Raw genomic sequence first — 17,234 nt, 5'->3', positions numbered from 1 at the left:
CTAAAGTTAAATTTTATTCTAACTCAATTTTATTAATAACATCGATAATCATTAAAAATGGTAAAAATATAAATGCTATATCGCCTATACAATAAAAAAGCACTTTATTCATCATTTCACAACGACAAATAAAGTGCTTTTAAAATAGCGTAATAATACTTAGATAAATAACTTATTTGCTAGATGTTAACCACCTGTAGAGACGGTTTCCATTCCCACTAGCCCAACTTTGAGATAACCCGCTTTTCTTAGCGAATCCATTGCAGCCATTAACGTTTCATAATCAACCGTTTTATCCGCTTGGAAAAAGATTGTTGTCTCTTTGTTTGCTTGTGTCATCGTATCTAACACATTAGCCATCGTTTCATGTGTGACCATCTCTTCACCAATGAAAATTTGTTTATCCGACTTAATCGTTAAATAAACAGGCTTTTCAGGGCGCGGTTGGGGTTTAGCACTTGAAGCGGGTAAATTTACTTTTATATCAACAGTAGCTAAAGGTGCCGCCACCATAAAGATAATGAGTAGAACCAACATGACATCAATAAAAGGCGTCACATTGATATCATGTAATTCATTATCATCACCTGAATCATCACCAAGACGCATTGCCATAATTCATTACCTTGCTTTGCTGTTTTCGATATCTAAATCACGGCTGACTAATGTCACCACACCCGTTGCGATATCACCGATTTCACCACGATAACCCGCGATCATACGAGCAAAAATGTTATAAATAATAACCGCAGGAATAGCGGCAATCAGACCAATCGCGGTTGCTAATAACGCTTCTGCAATTCCCGGCGCAACAACAGCAAGATTTGTCGTTTGAGAATGTGCAATACCGATAAAGCTATTCATGATCCCCCAAACCGTACCAAAAAGGCCGATAAAAGGAGAAATTGCACCGATTGTGGCTAAGTAACCATTACCGCGACCTAATTCACGGATAATTGCTGCAACGCGACGTTCCATACGCATTTCAACACGTTCTTTAATGCCTGATGCCACTTTACTTTCTTGAGAGTAAGTACGCTCTAATTCTGCATCATTAAAGAAATCAGCAGTTGCACTCTTATTACCAAATTTTTTGCTAATTGCTAACGCATCGTTGAGTGATTTAGCTTCAACTAACTGAGCCGTCTCATTTCTTAAGCGGCGACGCAGCGAGAGCAGGTAGCTGCCTTTCGCGAAAAATAGTGCCCAAGTAACAATAGAGGCTAACAGTAAGCCAATCATGACACTTTTAACGACTAAATCGGCATTACGATACATGCCCATAACGGACAAATCTTCTGCAAATCCGCCACCTGCAACCATTTCAGGTTGTACTTCTGATGGTGTATTTTCTGTCGCTGAAGGTACATTCTCTGAGTTCTCAGCCGTTATTACAGATGTATTTTCACCTTCAGGCTTAGCGGTTTCAGTACTTTCTGCCTTCGCTTCATTACCCGTTGTAGAGGCCGTAGCGGAAGTAGCTGTTGTCTGTGTAGTCGTTATCGGTGTAGAAGCTGTTGAAGAAACGGCAGCAGTAGTTGGCTGTTCAGTTGGTGTGGCAGGAGTCGTATCCGCAAAAGCAGAGCCTGTCAGACCGATTGCCAATAGAATAGAAGCTGTCAAATTACGCATCAGTTGGCCTTTTACTCTCTTTTTTATCTAATTATTTATTCAGCAATGACATTTTTACGTCATTACTTACCCAAAATCGTTTACTTACAATCATCCTGTTTGCCATCAGGAAAGAGAAAACGCTCAAATGATATCAAACATGAAGCATTTTGATAGTAATTATCATTACTATTTGGCGATTTTTTTTCCATCTGTCCATTTTTAAGACAAATTATCGTTCTTTCACGTAACGTGAAATTTTATCAACTACCCAGCAACTCTTTTGTACTTATCCAAAAAATGAATTAACTTGAGGTAACACACCATCACTTAAAAGAAGGTATTAAGGATGACGCTAAAACAACAAGAAACCTCACTCCTCCTTTCTGGTCGAGCTAAAAAATATTCTCAAGGCGCAGTAAATCCAATTATACAACGAACATCATCCGTTATTTTTGATTCCGTTGCGCAAAAACGAGATGCAACAAAAAAACGTGCTGAAGGCGCACTTTTTTATGGTCGTAGAGGCACAACCACACACTTTGCTTTACAAGAAGCACTCACGGAATTAGAACAAGGTGCAGGATGCGCATTATTTCCTTCTGGTGCTGCAGCAATCACACAATCTATACTCGCGTTTATTGAACAAGGTGATCATATTCTTGTCACGGGTTCGGCTTACGATCCCACACAAAACTTTTGTGATCAGATCTTACGTAAATTCTCAGTCACAACGACTTATTTTGATCCTTTAGTCGGCAATGCGATCAGCCAATTACTACGCCCTGAAACAAAAATCGTTTTTCTTGAATCGCCAGGATCAATCACGATGGAAATTCAAGACCTACAAGGAATAGTCAATTCAGTTCGCCAATATAACCCTGAAATCATTATTATGATTGATAACACTTGGGCGTCGGGAATATTACTTAAACCATTAATGCTTGGTGTTGATATTTCTATTCAATCAGCAACAAAATACATTATTGGTCACTCTGATGGCATGTTAGGTTTTGCTGTTGCCAATGAACGTTGCTGGGCACAATTACGCGAAAATGCCTATTTATTAGGACAATGTGTCGATCCTGATACTGCGTATATGACAGCAAGAGGCCTCAGAACATTACCCGTGAGAATGAAACAGCATGAACAAAGTGCATTGGAAGTCGCTCGTTGGCTAAAACAACATCCTTTAGTCGATAGTGTTTATCACCCTGCCTTATCTTCTTGCCTAGGTCATGAATATTTTCAACGTGATTTTTCAGGCAGTAACGGGTTATTTTCTTTTAGTTTAAAGAAAATCCTAACTGCTGAAGAATTTGCTCTTTTCTTAGATAATTTCTCATTATTTAAAATGGCATTTTCATGGGGTGGGTTCGAATCTTTAATTTTGGGTTATCAACCTAATGATATTAAAGCTATGCGCCAGTACGAAACACAACCCGAATTTACAGGCACATTATTCCGTGTTCATATTGGATTAGAAAATGTAGACGATCTGATTGCAGATCTCGAATCCGCATTTTTACGTATTTCTTAATAAAGAATGAATTTTTTATTAAAAAAAATCTATCCCTGTGGCTCCACAGGGATTAAATCAAACTGTTGTCTTTATTTTGCGTTAGAATAGCGAACATAAAGTCTTTTTTAATGCGAGTTCGCTAATGGAAACATTAAAAGAGATAATTCACGCATTAATGCAACATGATTATATGGTGCTGGCTAATCCTAATGTGTTGTGGGTTATCTATATTGTTCTTTTTGTTATTATTATGCTGGAAAATGGGGTTTTACCCGCAGCATTTCTACCTGGAGATACACTGCTTATTCTATGTGGTGCACTTATTGCGAAAGATGTTTTACATTTCTTTCCAACCATCATCGTATTAGGTACAGCTGCCAGTTTTGGGAGTTGGTTAGGCTTTTTACAAGGCCGATGGCTCAGTGACACAAAAGTAGTTAAACGCTGGATGGCACAACTACCTGAGCAATATCACCATAAAGCGAATGATCTTTTCCATCGTCAAGGCTTATATGCTTTATTGATTGGCCGTTTTATTGGTTTTGTTCGAACATTATTACCCACGTTAGCGGGATTATCCGAATTACAACAACGTCGCTTTCAAATATTTAACTGGTTAAGTGGCTTTCTATGGGTAGGTATTATTGTGTCACTAGGTTATGTGTTGAATTTAATTCCCTTTATTCAAAAGCATGAAACATTAGTGATGAATATTTTGATGACATTGCCTGTATTGCTCTTAAGCGCAGGTTTAATTGGCTCTATCGTAATGTATATTCGCCATCGTAAAAATAGCACCAGTAATAAGTAATTCAAAAAAACGCCATTATTTTAAACATCATAATGGCGTTTTTTAATCATCTAGCACTTGCAAAGTTCAGTTGTTCATTATCTTATCTCCTACTTATTAATATATTAGTAAAAATCCGTTTATATTTATCACCATCATTTTTTATCGTAATCTGTTTATCGTTAAAGCTTTATCGCTTTTGATGCGAGAAAAGTAGGAATATAATTATCAACCAAAAAACGTGCATAAGGCGCGAAGCCTTCAACAAAATCTTGCAATAAAAGCAACGGGATTCGGCGTTAAATGGGCTTTCCAGTGACCTTTTTTAGCCGCAATAATATCGTCATCACTAACAGGTTTAGACCACTGATTTTCCATTGCGGCTTGTTTATCCCAGTGTTCTTGGTTTAATGTTAAATAATGACTTTCCATATTACTCCTTATAAATTAACAACAATATGAACCGTTATGGTCATAAGAAAAGCCATTCCATTCTCATTTCCATAACCTTATAGTTATATTGGTGTCATGTTATTTTATCTAGATACAGTAAAACACTTTTTCCTGATGATTTGTCATAACTGTATATTCAGAACAATAAATTAAGGTGGATACAAAATGCAAAACTTTACTTATTACTCACCGACTCGCCTCCATTTTGGTCAAGGCCAAATAGAAAAATTACGTTCTGAAATAGACAAAAATGAGCGTATCTTATTAACTTATGGTGGTGGTAGTATTAAACGCAATGGCGTATTAGACCAAATTTATACTGCACTTCCTGGCCATCAAATTCATGAATTTGGTGGTATTGAGCCGAATCCTTCCTATGAAACACTAATGAAAGCCGTTTCTTACGCCAGATACCACGGGATCACGCATTTATTAGCCGTCGGTGGTGGTTCCGTTATTGATGGTACAAAATTTATTGCAGCCGCTATCCCTTATAAAGGCGAGCCATGGGAAATTGTAACAAGTCGCGGTAAAGTCATTGAGAAAGCGATACCTTTAAGTTGTGTATTAACACTTCCTGCAACAGGTACTGAAACCAACAGTTTCTCTGTTATCAGCAGAAAACAGACAATGGATAAACAAAGCTTTGCCAGTCCTCATATTTACCCTCATTGTGCTATTTTAGATCCAACAACTACTTATTCTTTACCACCAAGACAAACAGCCAACGGTGTTGTTGATGCTTTTATTCATATCTTAGAGCAATATCTCACTTATCCAGTGAATGCTCGTGTACAAGATGAGTATGCCGAAGGCCTTTTACGTATTTTGATTGATCAAGGACCAAAAGCACTGACATCACCTACAGACTATGATATTCGTGCTAATATAATGTGGACGGCATCACAAGCGCTAAATGGTATTCTTGGTGTGGGTGTTCCTCAAGATTGGGCAACTCATGCATTAGGTCACGAACTCACGGCTTTACACGGACTCGATCATGCGCAAACCCTCGCTATTGTTTTACCTGCATTATTAAATGAAAAACGCCAAGCTAAATACGGCAAATTAATTCAATATGCACAAAAAGTTTGGGGCATAAACCAAGGTTCTGACGCTTTTAAAATTGAAACTGCGATTAATGAAACTCGAAAATTCTTTGAATTAATGGGACTTAGAACTCGACTGGCTGATTTCAAAATCGGTGAAGAAGATATTCCCGCATTAGTGCGAAAATTGGAAGAGCATGGACAAGTTGCACTCGGTGAGCATCAAGATATCACATTAGAAGTCAGTCAACGTATTTATACAGCGGCACTCTAAGTACTTTATGCGACTCTGGAGGTAAAAATGGATAAACCTAAACTGATCAAATTATCTGATGGAAATACCATCCCACAACTTGGTCTTGGTGTGTGGAAAGCAGATAATCATCAAGTTGTTAAAGCTATTCATCACGCACTTGATACAGGCTATCGTCTTTTTGATACAGCAGCGATTTATCACAATGAGGAAGGTGTAGGTAAAGCGTTAAAACAGATCACCGTTCCTCGTGATGAACTTTTTATCACAACAAAATTATGGAATAACGATCAGTCTCATGCCCGTGGTGCTTTATTAGAAAGTCTCCAGCGTTTGCAACTTGATTATATTGATCTCTATTTAATGCATTGGCCGGCTCCTTCACGAGAACTTTATGTCGAAGCTTGGAAACAAATGATTGTTCTGCAAAAAGAAGGATTAGTAAAAAGCATTGGTGTCTGTAATTTTAAAGAAGAACATCTGGAACGCATCATTACAGAAACCGGTGTCACTCCTGTTATTAATCAGATTGAAATTCATCCATTAATGCAGCAAGCACCATTAAGAGCTTGGAATACTACTCATAATATTGTGACTGAATCTTGGAGCCCATTAGCACAAGGTGGTGAAGGTGTCTTTGATCAGCCCATTATTCAAAAACTGGCTAAAAAATACCATAAAACCCCAGCGCAAATTGTTTTACGCTGGCATTTAGACAGTGGACTTGTGGTTATTCCAAAATCAGTTACGCCTTCTCGTATTGAAGAAAACTTCCATATTTTTGATTTTAAATTAGAAAAAGAAGAAGTAGCTGAAATTACCGTTCTTGAACAGAAAAAACGTTTAGGTCCTGATCCTGATCTCTTTGTCGATATCTAATTTTTGTTCCTTAATTAAAAAGCCAATAGAATAGATTTTCTATTGGCTTTTCTATAAAAAAATATTCAGCCTTCTTTTTACTTCCATTTTATTTTTTGACCTCAATTTTTTACATATACCTAAATTAATTAATTCACGTTCACTTTCTGATATCTAAAACATCTATAAATAAGAGAATCTCATCATTATTTATTTTGGTGAGTTTAAAATGACAAAATTTAAAAGTGGACTAACCCCTCAGCTTTCTTCTATCACAAAGAAAGTTGCTTGGTTTAATATCTTTATTCAACTGGCTTTTCCTATCTCTGCAACGCTGCCAGCAAATGTGTTTGCTAATGGAAATAACCAAGAAAAACAAGCTATTAATTTATTAAAAAAACAGGAAACCTATCAAGTTAAAGCAGGTGATACACCAGAATCTATCGCCAAGCAATTTAATATAAAACTATTTAAACTTATTGAGGCTAATCCTGATTATGTCTCTTTAGTCGGCAAATTAAAAATAAAGGCAGGTATAACACTTAATATACCCAACGAATCTTTATTGACAAAAAAATGGTTAAATAATAACAATCAAGATATTCCTATCCCTTCGACTAACGAGCAAGAACTAGCTCAAATTATTGTCGATAATTCATCTTTATTAAATAAAGATACCGATGCGACGCAATATGCAATAAGCCGAATTTCAAGTAAAGCCAATCAACAAATAGAACAATGGTTAAATCAATTTGGTCATGCTCAAGTCTCACTTTCAACAGATAAAAAATTCACCTTGGAAGGAAGCTCTGCTGATCTTCTTATTCCACTCTATGATAGCGAGAAGAACTTAGTTTTCTCTCAAACCAGTTATCATCGTAAAGATTCTCGTAGCCAATTAAACCAAGGCATTGGTTATCGACATTTTACTGATAAATTTATGGTTGGTCTTAATGCTTTTTATGACTACGATTTAAGTCGATATCACAGCCGTTTCGGTGTGGGTGCTGAAGTATGGCGAGACTATTTTAAATTAAGTGTAAATCATTACCACCGTCTATCTAACTGGCGTACTTCTGACGATGTTATGGATTATAACGAGCGTCCAGCTAATGGTTGGGATATTCGTACAGAAGGCTACCTGCCTGCTTATCCACAACTAGGTGCAAAACTTATTTTTGAACAATATTACGGTAAAGAAGTCGGGTTATTTGGCAAAGATAATCGCCAAGAAAACCCCCACGCTTATACAGCTGGACTTACTTATACACCAGTGCCTTTAATTACCTTCGGTGCTGAACGTCGTTTTGGTTTAAACGATAATAGTGATAATAAATTTGATATAAATATCCAATATCGACTTGGGGAATCACTCTCTTCACAACTTAATCCAGATAATGTTAGAGCAACACGTTTAATGTCTGGGAATCGCTATGATTTTGTAAATAGAAACAACGACATTGTTCTTGAATATAAAAAGAAAACCTTAGTATTCCTCTCTATTGCACCGACAATTAATGGTTACGCAAAAGAAGAAAAAGATTTAGGTGTGCAAGTGCACTCTAAATATCCCGTTAAACAAATTGAATGGTCTGCGAGCCGCTTAATTGCCAATGGAGGTAAGATTAATCATAATAACAATCTTAGTTACTCAATCATTCTTCCTCGTCATATCGCTGGTTCAGCAGAAACAAATAGCTACACAATAAGCGCTGTTGCTATTGATGAACAAGGTAATCGTTCTGATCCAGTACAGAGTCAAGTCACGGTTGATCAATCTGCGATTAATACACAAAATAGCCAATTTACACCAAAAACAACGCAACTACCTGCCGACAATCATTCTGCACAAAATCTGATCTTATCAATCCTCGATAACGATAAACTTCCCATTGATATCAATCTAAAAGAACTTTCATTAAATATTCAGTCTGATAATCCAGCTGGCAATAGCCAAGTTTCACATTTCAGTAGAATTGATGCAGGGAAATATCAAGTTACAATCACCGCAGGAAGTACGCCTGAAACAGTGACATTAACGCCCAAATTTAGAGATAACACCTTTAATCAGGCACAAGTGACTTTTATTGCTGATCCACATTCTGCCATTATTGCTAAAGGTGGATTAACCGTGATTAAAAACCACGCACCTGCTGATGGTAAAAGCCAAAATAAAATTCAAGCTATTGTAACTGATATTAATGCCAATAGAATTCCTAACTATCCAGTCTCTTTTACTGCGGATAATGGCGCAACAATTATTGGGCAAGCAAATACTGATGCTGAAGGTAAAATCATTGTTCCAATCACCAATACACATATTGGTAAAAGCATAATTAATGCGAGTGTTAAAAACATTACCTATTCAACTAATGTTGATTTCATTGCCGATATTAATTCAGCAAAAATAAACACTTTCACTATTAACCCAAATAGTTCATTTGCCAATGGAACCGATGAAAAGTTAATTGCTTTCAATATCATAGATAAAAATAACAACCCTGTTCCCAATGCCAAAATTCAATTATCTGCTGATAATCAAGCTCAGCTTAAAAAAACTGAGTTACTGACGGACAGTCAAGGTAATGCATCAACAACTATGACCAGTCAAATAGCAGGCACAGTCACTGTAATAGCACGGGTTAATAAAATAGACACGAAAAAGACAACGCAATTTATTGCCGATCAATCCAACGGTAGAATTATTTCAGTGACACCATCGGCAGCCCCCTATATTGCAGATGGCAAAACAGCAGTAACATTTACCGCCGTTGTTGAAGATAAAAATCACAACATCTTACCGAATGCGAAAATAATTTGGTCTACTAATCGGGACCAACAGATTGTTCCTATTAATGAAGTTTCAACAACAGATAACCAAGGTGTTGCTCAAACGACAGTAACCAGTACTCAAGCCTTTGATGTTATTGTCACAGCCCGTATTGGTAATGAATCACTTGATGCATTACCGATTACTTTTATTGCGAATAACAAACAAGGTTTAATCACTTTAACCACGAATAAAACTGAATTAATTGCAGACAATAAAGAACAAGCAATACTCACCGCCGTGGTGAAAGATAAATTTGGTAATACATTACCAAACGTCACTGTTGAATGGCAATCTAGTGCCTCTACCACACTCGATAAACAAAAGAGTGTGACCGATAATCAAGGCCAAACAACCAATAAAATTCAAACCAAAAAAGCAGGTGCAACAGAGATTATTGCCACGCTTTCAAATAAAGAAAAAGCACAATTGACACTCACCGCTATTGCCGACCCGAATAGTGCCAATATTGTCTTAACAGCTGTAAATAACAAAACAGAAGCGATCGCAGATAATCACGATACAATTACCTTAATGGCACATGTTACGGATGCTGAAAATAATCCATTAATAAAACAATCCGTATTCTGGTCTTCAACCCATAATGTGTTGAGTAAGAATATGGTCAAAACAGATGACAATGGGAATGTACAAATTGTAATAAAAGGAACTGAAGCACAACCGACAACTGTTACAGCAACTCTGGAAAATAGCCAAAGCGCTACAACAAATCTTCGTTTTATTGCCGGTCAAGTTAATACATCACAAAGTACATTTTTGATTGAACCTCAATCTATTATTGCCAATGGCCAATCACTTGCTACCGGCACAATAAACTTAAAAGATAAATTTGGTAATCCAGTTCCGAAACAAAATAAATTTATTACTCTCTCTGGTGACAACAACACAATAAAATTTAGTGCACTCAAAGAAATCAATACTGGCATTTATCAGACAACCATCAGCGGTAAACAAGAAGGTATTAGTCTTATTCGTGCCCAATATACGAATGCAAGTAATACCTTTAATTTAACGCAACCTCTTGGTTTTATCGCTGATAAGCAAAATGCCATAATTAATGAGGTTAATGTTATCGCGCCTTTTGATGTCACCGCAAATGGGAAAGATAAAGTTGTTATCCGTGCAAAAATTGTTGATAAACAAGGTAATTCAAATATGGAAGGCGTTGCTGTGGGTTGGTTAACTTCTCTAGGCAAACTTTCATTACCTATCAGTAAAACCGATAAAAATGGGATTGCAGAAATTACCTTAAGTAGTACGCAAGCAGGTATTGCGCAAGTTACAGCGATGCTTGATAGCCAACAATCTCTCGATGCAGACCATCTGATTAACTTTAATACTGATGTGATTTCTGCTGATAAATCTCAATTATCGCTTATCCCTAACACGATTATTTCTGAAACGGGGCATTCTCAAATCACGTTAACGTTAAAAGATAAATACGATAATTTATTAACAGGGCTAGAGAACAACATCAGCGTTAACTACAGTACTGATTTAACCGCAACCACAACAGCATTTAATGAAATCTCAACTGGGGTTTATCAAGCTCAAGTTAGTGCATTAAAAGCAGGTCAAACAACGATCAGTGCTAAAGTTAATTCGGTCACACTCACACAAACAGCGCAATTAACTGTTATGCCTAACAACCAGACAGCCAAAGTTGACAAATTTGTGATAAGTAATACACAACCTAATGCAGGCGATACTATCATTTACCACGCTTATATCAGTGATAAAAATAATAATCCTGTTAACAGTGGCGTTAGTGTGACATGGACAACGGATAAAGATAGTTTACTTGCTAAACCACTGACATTTACAGACAGCAAAGGTATTGCTGACGTTAAATTAACACGTAATCCTGCGGGTATTGCTAAAGTTAACGCCGTATTAATTTCAGGTAGTTATTCTGCCCCTGATGTCAATTTTGTGGCAGATGATGTTGATGAAAACAGTTCAGAAATCAACTTAATACCGGCAACAATCATCGCCAATGGCACAGATAAAGCATTACTCACTTTAACAATTAAAGATAAAGGCGGTAATATTCTGCCAGATCAGCAAGTTGAAGGGATCGCTAATAACCCAACGATTCAGTTTAGCCCAGCCAAACAAGTCTCTCCGGGTCATTATGAAATTGAAGCAACGGGGACTAAATCAGGTACGGCACAATTAAGTGTTAAAGTTAACGGTGTTGATTTCAAAAAACAAAAAACTTTACAGCTTCATGCCGATGCAACAACCTGGCAAATCAAATCTGTCAATGTCGATAGAACAAGTATGATTGCTGGAGATAAAGGGGTTAATTATCAAGCAACTATAGTGGATGCTAATGACAATATATTGCCTAACGTTATTGTGTCATGGAAGTTACAAGGTTTAGCTGATGACTATGACTTTAGTACCTATACAGATACAAATGGTATCGCAAGAACAAAAGTCACCAGCACGGTTGCGGGTATATTGAAAATGAGTGCTTATCTTGATTTAAATAATCATAAGCAAATTCAGGATGTAACCGTAAATCCAACTAATATCGATGTCAATAAATCAACCTTTACGAGTAGCCGTCAATCAATAGGAGGAGATGATAAAGATAGCGCCCTACTCGCTGTAAATTTAATAGATAAATACGATAATACGATTGATGGTAAAACAGTTTCGATAAAAACAGTCAGTGGTAAGCCTAATTTTAGTGATAACCCACTAAATTCATTAGGAAATGGTAAATATCAAACCAATCTTACTTCAAATGTTAAAACAGATATTATCTTAACTGCTGAAGCGGAAGGATTAACCATTGCAAAACCATTAACCATAAAAGTCACTATCCCAAAACCTAATATTATTTTTGACAAACAAATCCAGCAAGAAACCTACGCTTCTGCACCAATCAGCGCACTAGGTTATACAGGATTGCCTAATAATATTGACGTGATGTGGTCTAGCTCCGATCCGGCTATTGCCTCTATTAATACGGCTACCGGTAGCATTTCAATGAAAAAAGCAGGTACTGCTATTATCACACTACAAACATCAGGTAATAATCAATATCAACCTGCTCAAAGTAGTTATCCTTTGGTGATTGAGAAAGCGGATGTCGGACTAGTCGCCAAAGAATCTCAATTAAACTCAATTTGGAATGATAATATTCCGCAACAAGTGGTGCTTTTATATACCAATAAAGATGCCACAAATAACCCACCACCTAAACAATTTGTCAATTACAAACAAGCTATAATAGCAGTCGATGAACAAGGAAAAATTACACCAATAAAACCAGGCGATACAAGCATTACCGTATTATCTCAAGCAACAGAACAATTTAAGTCATCAAGTACAATCATTAATTACACGCAAGATAAAGGCACAATAAATTATCATTTTAAAAATTCAGATGAAACATTAATTGTTGATGCGTTGTCAAGTGGCGTATTGACAGCTCAGGCACCGACTCCTCCACTGCCTACTAATATTAATGCCATTTGGAGTAGTAGTAATCCAAGTGTTGTAGAAGTCACTCCGGAAGGTGCGATCACCCACTTAAGTGTAGGAAGAGCCACACTCACATTATCAATTAAAGATGATGCTTATTATCATGATAACCATAATAGTTATAATATTATGGTAAAACCTGCACCTTATATTACGATTGATTCAGTAAAATTTCAGTCTGCCGGTAGAGAGACGATTGCCTCAAATGCTAACAATTTATCTTGGCAACCTATTTACATCTCAGATAATAGCTTTACTGTTAATTGGAGCTCAATAGAAACACCTCATGCTATTAACTTTGAACTGTATGATGATAAGAATAATTTGCTCCAACGAGAGGAAAGACAAAATTATAGCCCTAAAAACAATATAACTGATCCTGTTATTATCTCTCCAACTGAACCTTACATAAATAAGCCACAAAATTTGAAATTAAAAGTGATCACGTTTGATTTAAATGATAAACCTTATCCTAAAGAATATAACATTGCCGTTAAATCAATTTCCGCACAAACGGCTGAAAATTTAATTTCAATTAGTCTTAATTCTCAATTTTTATATACAGATAGTGGTAGTTCAGCATCATCTTGCCAAGACCAGTGGGGAACAAGCACCACACACTTTACGGTAATACCTAGAATAGAATTTAAGGGTGATACTAAAAATTTACTTTATCCAATCAAGTTAACTGCGAAAATAGATAATATAACGTTAAATCCATCGAACCTATCACAAGGAGTAATTAATCAAAATGTAGTTTATCCAGATTCTTTTGCCTTGGATAAAAACTCGGGGAGTATTTATGAATTTAAGACAACATCATCACAATATGCTATTGATAAAGAATGTAGGTTTAAAGACTCAGGTCATGGTGTATTTAAACTAACCATAGATGTATATGGAAATAAACAAGAAGTAACAAAGAACTTCAACTGGAATGGCTTTAATGGCGCCTATTGATAAACAAATAAATTAAATTTAAAACCACATTATTTAAAAATAATGTGGTTTTTTTCCATGTAATTTTCTTTATTTTGAATAGTAATAGAAAAAATCCCGAATACGAGTTTCCTTATATTCGGGATTATTATGACAACAATAAATAAACTTAAGCTTTATTTATATTTTTATGCATCTCTTGGACTGATATCACATCCGCTGTAGGATCTGCCGTTAATGACAGTGTTGTCGCAAATCCACCATTTAATGTCGTGTCATAATGGACTTTATATCTTAATGCACTACGACGAATAATCTTTGAATCTTCAATGGCTTGACGACCAGAAGTGGTATTCACAATATAGTCATATTCACCATTTTTAATTCTATCTTCAATATGCGGTCGCCCTTCATGCACTTTATTGACTAAACGTGGATTTATTCCTGCTTCACCTAATACAATAGCTGTACCATGTGTAGCATCTAATTCAAATCCACTTTTTAGTAATTTCGTCGCCAAATCAACAACACGCTTTTTATCACCCTCTCGCACAGAAAGAAGTGCTCTACCTTTTTTCTTCATGGTAGAGTTGCTACCCAACATCGCTTTAGCAAAAGCTTGTGCAAAGGTTGTTCCAACGCCCATCACTTCACCTGTTGAACGCATTTCTGGCCCTAAAATCGGATCAACGCCTGCAAACTTATTGAAAGGTAAAACGACTTCTTTTACTGAGTAATAAGGGGGAATAACTTCTTTTGTTACACCCTGCTCTTCAAGGCTTTGGCCAATCATGACACGCGCAGCAACTTTAGCTAATGGCACACCCGTAGCTTTTGACACAAAAGGCACAGTTCGAGCAGCTCGAGGATTGACTTCGATGAGATAAACATCATCACCTTTCACCGCAAATTGTGCATTCATTAACCCTTTTACACCTAACTCAAAAGCAAGTTCACGAACCTGTTTACGCATCACATCTTGAATTTCTTTACTTAGGGTATAAGCAGGCAATGAGCAAGCTGAGTCACCGGAGTGAACACCTGCTTGTTCGATATGCTCCATAATACCGCCAATCACGACTTGTTTGCCGTCACAAATCGCATCAATATCGACTTCAATCGCATCATCAAGAAAACGGTCTAATAAGACAGGGGCATCGTTTGACACACTGACAGCGGTTTGGAAATAGCGACGTAAATCAACTTCGTCATAAACAATTTCCATTGCGCGCCCACCAAGGACATAAGAAGGGCGAACTACCAGTGGATAACCAATCAATTGTGCTTTTTCTACCGCCTCTTCTAACGCTGTTACAGTAGCATTTTCAGGCTGTTTTAAGCCTAATTTATCAACGGCTTTTTGGAAGCGTTCACGATCTTCGGCTTTATCAATAGCATCTGGTGTTGTACCAATGACTGGCACACCTTCAGCTTCTAGCGCTCTTGCTAATTTCAGTGGGGTTTGCCCACCATATTGCACGATGACCCCTTTCGGCTTTTCGATACGTACAATTTCAAGCACATCTTCTAATGTGACAGGTTCAAAATAGAGTCTGTCAGAAGTGTCATAATCTGTTGAAACCGTTTCAGGGTTACAGTTCACCATGATGGTTTCGTAACCGTCCTCACGTAACGCAAGCGCCGCATGTACACAGCAATAATCAAATTCAATTCCTTGGCCTATGCGGTTTGGCCCCCCACCTAAGATCATGACTTTAGGTTTGTTTTGATGGGGATTTGCCTCACACTCTTCTTCATAAGTCGAGTACATATAAGCTGTATCTGTCGCAAATTCTGCCGCACACGTATCAACACGTTTATAGACTGGATGTAGCTGATATTGTTCTCGTAATTGGCGAATAACGTGCTCTTTTACGTTAAGTATTTTTGCTAAACGCGCATCAGCGAAGCCTTTACGTTTTAGCTGACGTAAGAAATCAGCACTCAACCCGTTGATGCCTATTTCACCAACTTTTTCTTCAAGACGAACAATTTCTTCAATTTGAACTAAGAACCAACGATCAATATTAGTAAGGTTAAACACACCATCAACAGACAGCCCTGCTCGGAAAGCATCTGCGATATACCAAATTCGGTCAGAACCTGCATCTTTTAGCTCTCGACGAATTTTGGTTAATGCTTCAGGGTCGTCTAAATCAACTTTAGGATCAAAACCCGTTGCCCCAACTTCAAGGCCTCGTAACGCTTTTTGCATAGATTCTTGTAGCGTTCTACCGATTGCCATCACTTCACCAACAGATTTCATTTGCGTAGTTAATCTGTCATTGGTTCCTGCAAATTTTTCAAAATTAAAGCGAGGGATTTTTGTCACAACATAATCAATAGAAGGCTCGAAAGAAGCAGGAGTTCTTCCTCCTGTGATGTCATTCATCAGCTCATCGAGGGTATAACCTACTGCTAATTTTGCGGCAACTTTAGCAATTGGAAAACCTGTTGCTTTGGATGCCAAGGCAGAAGAGCGTGACACTCGAGGATTCATTTCAATAACAATCAAACGCCCTGTTTTAGGATCAACAGCAAACTGAACATTAGAGCCACCCGTTTCAACACCTATCTCACGTAATACTGCCATCGAGGCGTTACGCATAATTTGATATTCTTTGTCGGTAAGTGTTTGTGCTGGCGCGACAGTAATGGAATCCCCCGTATGAATTCCCATTGCATCGAAGTTTTCGATAGAGCAGACGATAATGCAGTTGTCGTTTTTATCACGCACGACTTCCATTTCGTACTCTTTCCAACCAATCAGTGATTCATCAATTAATAGTTCATTGGTTGGTGATAAATCTAAACCACGAATACAGATTTCTTCAAATTCTTCACGATTATAGGCAATACCGCCACCCGTTCCGCCCATCGTGAATGAAGGGCGAATAATACAAGGAAAACCAACTTGTTCAGCGACAGCAAAAGCTTCATCAAGATTATGTGCAATACCTGAACGAGCAGTATCTAAGCCGATTTTTTTCATCGCTTTATCAAAGCGTTGCCTATCTTCTGCTTTATCAATCGCATCAGCTGTTGCCCCAATCATGGTGACACCAAACTCAGCTAAAACACCTTGGCGCTCCAATTCTAAAGCGCAGTTCAGTGCTGTCTGCCCACCCATTGTCGGTAATACCGCGTCAGGGCGCTCTTTTTCAATAATTTTTCTCACAACTTGCCAGTGAATAGGCTCAATGTACGTTGCATCGGCCATTTCAGGATCGGTCATAATGGTTGCAGGATTTGAATTTACCAAAACAACTCGATATCCCTCTTCACGTAGAGCTTTACATGCTTGAGCGCCTGAATAATCAAATTCACACGCTTGTCCGATTACAATCGGCCCTGCACCTAAAATCAGGATTGTTTTGATATCTGTTCTTTTAGCCATTTTCTTTCGCTCC

The 17,234-nt window shown here is 37.4% G+C and carries 9 protein-coding genes; 5 read left to right on the top strand and 4 right to left on the bottom strand.

Annotation, left to right across the window (positions count from 1 at the left end; translation table 11 throughout):
• Window positions 1-186: 186 nt before the first annotated feature.
• A complete protein-coding gene (exbD, locus tag GWI59_RS15795; RefSeq protein WP_006535192.1) occupies window positions 187-615 on the bottom strand; it encodes a TonB system transport protein ExbD in 429 nt (142 codons plus the stop codon).
• Window positions 616-621: 6 nt separating this feature from the next.
• Complete coding sequence (exbB, locus tag GWI59_RS15790) at window positions 622-1,632, bottom strand: tonB-system energizer ExbB (protein ID WP_109399319.1); 1,011 nt, start codon at window positions 1,630-1,632, stop codon at window positions 622-624.
• Between the two features lie 328 nt (window positions 1,633-1,960).
• Here exbB and metC point away from each other — a divergent pair, with 328 nt between their 5' ends.
• Complete coding sequence (gene metC, locus GWI59_RS15785; protein WP_109847898.1) at window positions 1,961-3,151, top strand: cystathionine beta-lyase; 1,191 nt, start codon at window positions 1,961-1,963, stop codon at window positions 3,149-3,151.
• A gap of 124 nt (window positions 3,152-3,275) precedes the next feature.
• Window positions 3,276-3,944: a DedA family protein gene (locus tag GWI59_RS15780; protein ID WP_006535197.1), complete on the top strand. Its 669-nt coding sequence runs from the start codon at window positions 3,276-3,278 to the stop codon at window positions 3,942-3,944.
• Between the two features lie 240 nt (window positions 3,945-4,184).
• Here the strand turns inward: GWI59_RS15780 and GWI59_RS15775 are convergent, their stop codons facing one another.
• Entirely contained in the window at window positions 4,185-4,355 is a 171-nt protein-coding gene (locus GWI59_RS15775; RefSeq protein WP_006535198.1) for a hypothetical protein, read from the bottom strand.
• Between the two features lie 186 nt (window positions 4,356-4,541).
• Here GWI59_RS15775 and GWI59_RS15770 point away from each other — a divergent pair, with 186 nt between their 5' ends.
• The 3 genes from GWI59_RS15770 (at window position 4,542) to GWI59_RS15760 (ending at window position 13,845) form a co-directional block, all read left to right on the top strand.
• Window positions 4,542-5,699: an iron-containing alcohol dehydrogenase gene (locus GWI59_RS15770; RefSeq protein ID WP_109399321.1), complete on the top strand. Its 1,158-nt coding sequence runs from the start codon at window positions 4,542-4,544 to the stop codon at window positions 5,697-5,699.
• A gap of 27 nt (window positions 5,700-5,726) precedes the next feature.
• Window positions 5,727-6,557: a 2,5-didehydrogluconate reductase DkgA gene (dkgA, locus tag GWI59_RS15765; RefSeq protein ID WP_109399322.1), complete on the top strand. Its 831-nt coding sequence runs from the start codon at window positions 5,727-5,729 to the stop codon at window positions 6,555-6,557.
• A 208-nt stretch (window positions 6,558-6,765) separates the two neighbouring features.
• The gene (locus GWI59_RS15760) at window positions 6,766-13,845 is read left to right on the top strand and encodes an Ig-like domain-containing protein (protein ID WP_161725079.1); all 7,080 of its coding nucleotides are present in this window, start codon (window positions 6,766-6,768) and stop codon (window positions 13,843-13,845) included.
• Between the two features lie 148 nt (window positions 13,846-13,993).
• Here the strand turns inward: GWI59_RS15760 and carB are convergent, their stop codons facing one another.
• Window positions 13,994-17,221, bottom strand: a complete 3,228-nt coding sequence (gene carB, locus GWI59_RS15755) for a carbamoyl-phosphate synthase large subunit (RefSeq protein WP_161725077.1) — start codon at window positions 17,219-17,221, stop codon at window positions 13,994-13,996.
• Between the last annotated feature and the right edge of the window lie 13 nt (window positions 17,222-17,234).

Source organism: Proteus sp. G2673 (genome assembly GCF_009915125.1).
GTDB lineage: Bacteria > Pseudomonadota > Gammaproteobacteria > Enterobacterales > Enterobacteriaceae > Proteus > Proteus penneri.
Note: the sequence above shows the minus strand (reverse complement) of the source record. Positions and strands in the feature narration are given on the sequence as shown.